The sequence below is a fragment of the Nostocoides sp. genome (genome assembly GCF_035343835.1).
GTDB classification, from domain to species: Bacteria; Actinomycetota; Actinomycetes; order Actinomycetales; family Dermatophilaceae; genus Nostocoides_A; species Nostocoides_A vanveenii.
The window spans coordinates 1-5,227 of sequence record NZ_DAOQZV010000095.1 but is presented as its reverse complement, the minus strand read 5'-3'; the positions used below and the strand labels follow the sequence as shown (position 1 = coordinate 5,227).

4 protein-coding genes are annotated in these 5,227 nt (G+C 67.9%); 1 reads left to right on the top strand and 3 read right to left on the bottom strand.

Annotated features, from left to right (window positions below):
* Together PKH97_RS08505 and PKH97_RS08500 are read right to left on the bottom strand one after the other, a co-directional pair.
* Window positions 1-403 (bottom strand): type II toxin-antitoxin system VapC family toxin (locus PKH97_RS08505; RefSeq protein ID WP_324386977.1); only part of this gene is annotated, 403 nt, incomplete at its 3' end.
* The gene (locus PKH97_RS08500; RefSeq protein ID WP_324386976.1) at window positions 387-623 is read right to left on the bottom strand and encodes a hypothetical protein; all 237 of its coding nucleotides are present in this window, start codon (window positions 621-623) and stop codon (window positions 387-389) included. The genes PKH97_RS08500 and PKH97_RS08505, both read right to left, overlap by 17 nt.
* A gap of 168 nt (window positions 624-791) precedes the next feature.
* Here PKH97_RS08500 and clpB point away from each other — a divergent pair, with 168 nt between their 5' ends.
* Window positions 792-3,353: an ATP-dependent chaperone ClpB gene (gene clpB / locus PKH97_RS08495; protein ID WP_324386975.1), complete on the top strand. Its 2,562-nt coding sequence runs from the start codon at window positions 792-794 to the stop codon at window positions 3,351-3,353.
* A gap of 95 nt (window positions 3,354-3,448) precedes the next feature.
* On the opposite strand, the gene PKH97_RS08490 is transcribed toward clpB, so the two are convergent.
* Window positions 3,449-5,227, bottom strand: a 1,779-nt coding sequence (locus tag PKH97_RS08490; RefSeq protein WP_324386974.1) for a DUF2207 domain-containing protein, incomplete at its 5' end; no start/stop codon positions are given.

Below are 5,227 nucleotides of genomic sequence, written 5' to 3'. Positions count from 1 at the left end.
GGGTCAGAAAGGTGCATCGGGCCCCCGGCGTCGTAGGGATGGCGGCGTCGAGCGTGGCCAGCGGGAGCCCGAGTGCTTCCGCGAGGGCGACGTAGCTCGCGTCATACGACGTCAACCTGTGTCGCAACTCCCAGGCGCGAAATGCCAAGGGAGCGTAAGGCCACACGTCGAGGTCGAGGGCGAGCAGGTCGCGATGGGCGCCCTCCGCTTGTCGGCCACTGATCGAGCCCGACCGCTCCAATCGCCGAATGGCCTTCGCGCACTCGGGCAACACGTGGTGGGGCGAGTGCAGGACCGAGCCGAGACACAGATCCTCCGCCCACTCAGGCCCCGCCCCGACCGCCGTGAGCATCGAGACCAGAACCGAGGCGTCGACGACGAACTCGCTACCTCCGGTCAGCATGGATGGAGTCCAGGATCTCCTCGACGGTCAGTTCGACCGGTTCTTCGGCCTTGCGCGCGCGGACCCGCTCCAACCACAGGGCCGGATCGGGGCGACTCGCGAGCCGGACGAGTTCACCCCGGAGGTATTCCTGCATCGATCGCCCATCCCGGGCGGCGCGGGAGGCCAACTCGCGCACGGCCTCGTCGGGGACGTTGCGGATGGTGATCGATTTCGGCATAGCCGGATCCTAACGGCAATGCATGCATTATGCAGGCGCACGCGGCGCCTTGGGCCGGTGAGTCCCGAGTCCGTGAAAGTTGAGCGGAATACACTCAACTTTGCTCGCGTTGTTTCTGGTAAGACAGAACCAAACCCCTGCCCAAAACTCAAGGAGTTATACACCTTTATGGAACTCAAGCCGACAACCAAGGTTGCCGAGATCCTCGCCGTGGCGCAGCGCTCGGCGCAGGCGGCCGGCAACCCCGAGATCACCCCTGCCCACCTCGCGCTCGCGATCACCGAGGTGCCCGAGACGACCGTGCCCGCCCTGCTCGCAGCCGGAGGCACCAGCCCCGAGGCCGTCGCCGCGGCCGCGCGCGCCGAGCTTGGCAAACTCCCGCGCGTCAGCGGTTCGACGAGCGGACCCGGCTTCGGCCAGGCAGTCCTGCCCGTCCTCACCCAGGCCAACACCTTGATGCAGGCCTGGGGCGACACCTATCTGTCCACCGACGCCCTCGTCCTCGCGCTGGCCGAGAAGGGCGCGCTCAAAGGTGTCGACGCCAAGGCGATCGAGGCCCAGATCGAGCATCTGCGTGCCGGCCGCAAGGTCACCAGCGAGAACCCGGATGCGACCAGCGAGGCGCTCGACAAATACTCCACGGACCTGACCCAGGCGGCTCGCGACGGCAAGCTCGACCCGGTGATCGGCCGCGACACCGAGATCCGCCGGGTCGTGCAGGTGCTCTCGCGCCGCACCAAGAACAATCCCGTCCTCATCGGCGAGCCCGGCGTCGGCAAGACCGCCGTCGTCGAGGGACTCGCCCAACGCATCGTCGACGGGGACGTCCCGGAGTCGTTGCGGGACAAGCGACTTCTCTCCCTCGACCTCGGCGCGATGGTGGCCGGCGCGAAATATCGGGGCGAGTTCGAGGAGCGGCTCAAGGCCGTCCTGGAGGAGATCAAGGCCAGCGACGGACAGATCATCACCTTCATCGACGAGTTGCACACGGTCGTCGGAGCCGGGGCGACCGGCGAGGGCGCGATGGACGCCGGCAATATGCTCAAGCCGCTCCTCGCGCGCGGCGAGTTGCGCCTCGTCGGCGCGACCACCCTCGATGAGTATCGCAAGCACATCGAGAAGGACCCCGCGTTGGAGCGCCGTTTTCAGCAGGTTTTCGTCGGTGAGCCGAGCGTGGAGGACACCATCGCGATCCTGCGCGGCCTGAAGGAACGCTACGAGGCCCACCACAAGGTTGAGATCGAGGACAGTGCCCTCGTGGCCGCCGCCTCGCTGTCGGACCGCTACATCACCGGCCGGCAGTTGCCCGACAAGGCCATCGACCTCGTCGACGAGGCGGCCTCACGCCTGCGCATGGAGATCGACTCCAGCCCGGTCGAGATCGACCAACTGCGTCGCTCGGTTGACCGGATGAAGATGGAGGAGCTGCACCTCGCCCGCGAGAAAGACGACGCCAGCAAAGAACGCCTGGCCAAGCTGCGCGCAGACCTGGCCGACAGCACCGAGGAGCTCAATGCGCTCACCGCCCGGTGGGAGGCGGAGAAGTCGGGGCTGAATCGCGTCGGCGACCTCAAGGTCCAGCTCGACGATCTGCGCACCCAGGCCGAACGCCTCCAGCGCGAGGGCAAATATGAGGACGCCTCGCGGCTGATGTATGGCGAGATCCCCGCGCTGGAAAAGGAGCTCGCCAAGGCGAATGAGGACGAAATCGCCCGTGGCACAACCGATCTGATGGTCAAGGAACGCGTGGGACCGGACGACATCGCCGAGGTCATCTCGGCCTGGACGGGCATCCCGGCCGGTCGTTTGCTCCAGGGCGAGACCGAGAAGCTGCTTTCGATGGAGTCGATCATCGGCTCGCGTCTGATCGGCCAACAGGCCGCGGTCGAGGCCGTGGCCGATGCCGTACGCCGCTCCCGGGCCGGCCTGGCCGACCCCGACCGGCCGACCGGATCCTTCCTCTTCCTCGGCCCCACCGGCGTCGGCAAGACCGAACTCGCCAAGTCGCTCGCGGACTTCCTGTTCGACGACGAGCGGGCCATGGTCCGCATCGACATGTCCGAGTACTCCGAGCGGCACGCGGTCGCCCGCCTGATCGGGGCGCCCCCCGGCTATGTCGGCTACGAAGAGGGTGGTCAGCTCACCGAAGCCGTACGCCGGCGCCCCTACAGCGTCGTGCTGCTCGACGAGATCGAGAAGGCCCACCCGGAGACCTTCGACATCCTGCTGCAGGTCCTCGACGACGGGCGCCTGACCGACGGCCAGGGCCGCACGGTCGACTTCCGCAATGTCATCCTCGTGCTGACCTCCAACCTCGGCTCGCACTACCTCATCGACCCGACGCTGAGCGAGGAGCAGAAGCGCGAGGCCGTCATGTCCACGGTGCGCGCGTCCTTCAAGCCGGAGTTCCTCAACCGGCTCGACGAGGTGGTCATCTTCGACGCCCTCACTCAGGCGGAGCTGACGCACATTGTCGACCTGCAGGTGCGCCAACTCGCGACGCGTCTGCACGACCGCCGGATCACCCTCGACGTGACCGACGCGGCGAAGGCCTGGCTGGCGCAGACGGGCTACGACCCGGCCTACGGCGCCCGGCCGCTGCGCCGCCTGGTGCAGAAGGAGATCGGCGACCGGCTCGCCCGGGCTGTCCTGGCCGGCACCGTCCGCGACGGCGAGAAGGTCACCGTCGACACCGCGAGCGACGCCGACGGGTTGACGCTGCGGGCCTGAGCCACACGGCATACGGCAATGAACGAGGGGCACCGGTGATCCGGTGCCCCTCGAACAGCGTTGGCGCGCAACGCACCTTGCCGTATGCCGGTGGCTCACCAACTCCCGCCGCCGCCACCTCCGCCGCCCCCGCCGGAGGATCCGCCGCCGCTCGACCCGCTGGCAGCCGAGCTGCTCACCGACGCGCTCACCAGCGAGGAACCGAAATCACTGGAGGAGTAGGTCGAGTAGAAACCGTCGTTCCGGTTGTCGTCGTACCAGCCGGGTGAGGCGGGGATTCGGCCGGCGGCGGCGAGTTCGGCGCAGACCCGCTGCCACCGGTCGGCGACGCCGAACATGATCGCCCAAGGGAGGTATTTGCTGAAAATGTCCTCACCCTCCTCGAATCGCAACTGCCCCGCTTCGGCCGTCCCGAGGTAGCGGCGGAAGCCGATCATCTGGTCGGTGAGGGCGCGGCCGACCGGAGTCCGATAACCGCGGGTCCAATGATCGGCAGCGTGCAGGAGCAGCAGAGCGACCAGGGCGGCCGGAACCAGCCACAGCCAGCCGGCCGGCCCCAGGGGCAGGATGGCGCGCACGAGGACGAAGCCGGCGGCCGCGATCAGGAGGAACGCGAGCCAGATCGGGCGGCTGGAGGTGCCGGCATACCACCCCTGGGTCTTGGCTTCGCGATCGAGCACCTTCGTCAGCGCTTGGTCGGCCTTGCTGAAGCGCTGACTGTCGGCGGAGTTGGTGGCATCGAGGATCAGCGGCTGCTTGGTGTAGCCGAAGGTCGCGTCGACGAAGGCCCGCTGGTAGCCCGGCCGGGCACGTTCGAGATCGTGGACCAGGGCCGAGCGCACGAGGGTCGCGTGCTTGCGCTTGCGCTTCGAGCCGGACTGGTCCGGGTCGGCGCGGATGCCGATAACGCCTTGCGTCGCGAGTTCCACGAGCACCGCCGCGGTGCGGCGTTCAGCCGCATCCCGATCGAGCAGCGTGCCACCGAGGGCCGGCGGGACATCCGGCGGGTTGAACTGCACGGGAATGCTGCCCTCGGGGATGGTGTCCTTGACCCACGGTGTGCCCGGGGGAGCCAAGACGCCGGGCGGGGTCGCAGCATACCGGCGGTCGCGGCGACCGAACCGGGCCGCAGCAGCGGCGAGCAGACCGGCAACGAGCGCGGCCGCCCCTGCGCCGATCGTCACCGGCGTGATATGGGCGTTGGTCAGCAGGCTGCCCTTGGGCAGGATGGTGGGGGTTGCGTGGGCGATCGAGCCGGCGGGGTAGAGCGCGGAGATCGTCACGCCCTCCCCCTCGGTCAGACCGTGGGCATCGAAGGTGGTGAGCGTCTTCGTCCTGGTCGCATCACATCGGGTGGTCGCTCCGGTCATGCCCTGATAACAGACGGCCTTCGTCGCGGTCGCCGGTGCCTTGACCTCGATGTGCAGCTTGGCGATCGCGGCCTGCCAGTCGTTTCCCGTTGCGTTCCAATAGAACTCGGGCTTGCCGCCAGTGGTGCGCAGCGCCCCGGTGAGGCGATAGGTCAGGTGATAGTGCGCCCGGCGACTGGTGATCTCCTTGTCCGCGTCACCGACCTTCGCCTCGATCCAGCTCTTGCGGAAACCCGACCAGTGCACACTCTTGTCGAGCTTCGCCGAGGCGTCCGGCGAGGTCACCTTCAGGTCCGTGATGCCGTATTCGACATCCTCTTCGGAGCTCGAGGAGAACGGCTGCCGGGTGATGAGCGTGCGATAGATCCCGTGCCGATCGGGAGTGGCGAAGGCGTAGTCGATGTCCTCGGCGACATCGATGCTCCCGTCCTTGTCGATGGTGTAGGTGATCCGGTAGTCCTTGATGACATCGCCCGAATCGGCGTATGCCGCACCGCCGGCCGC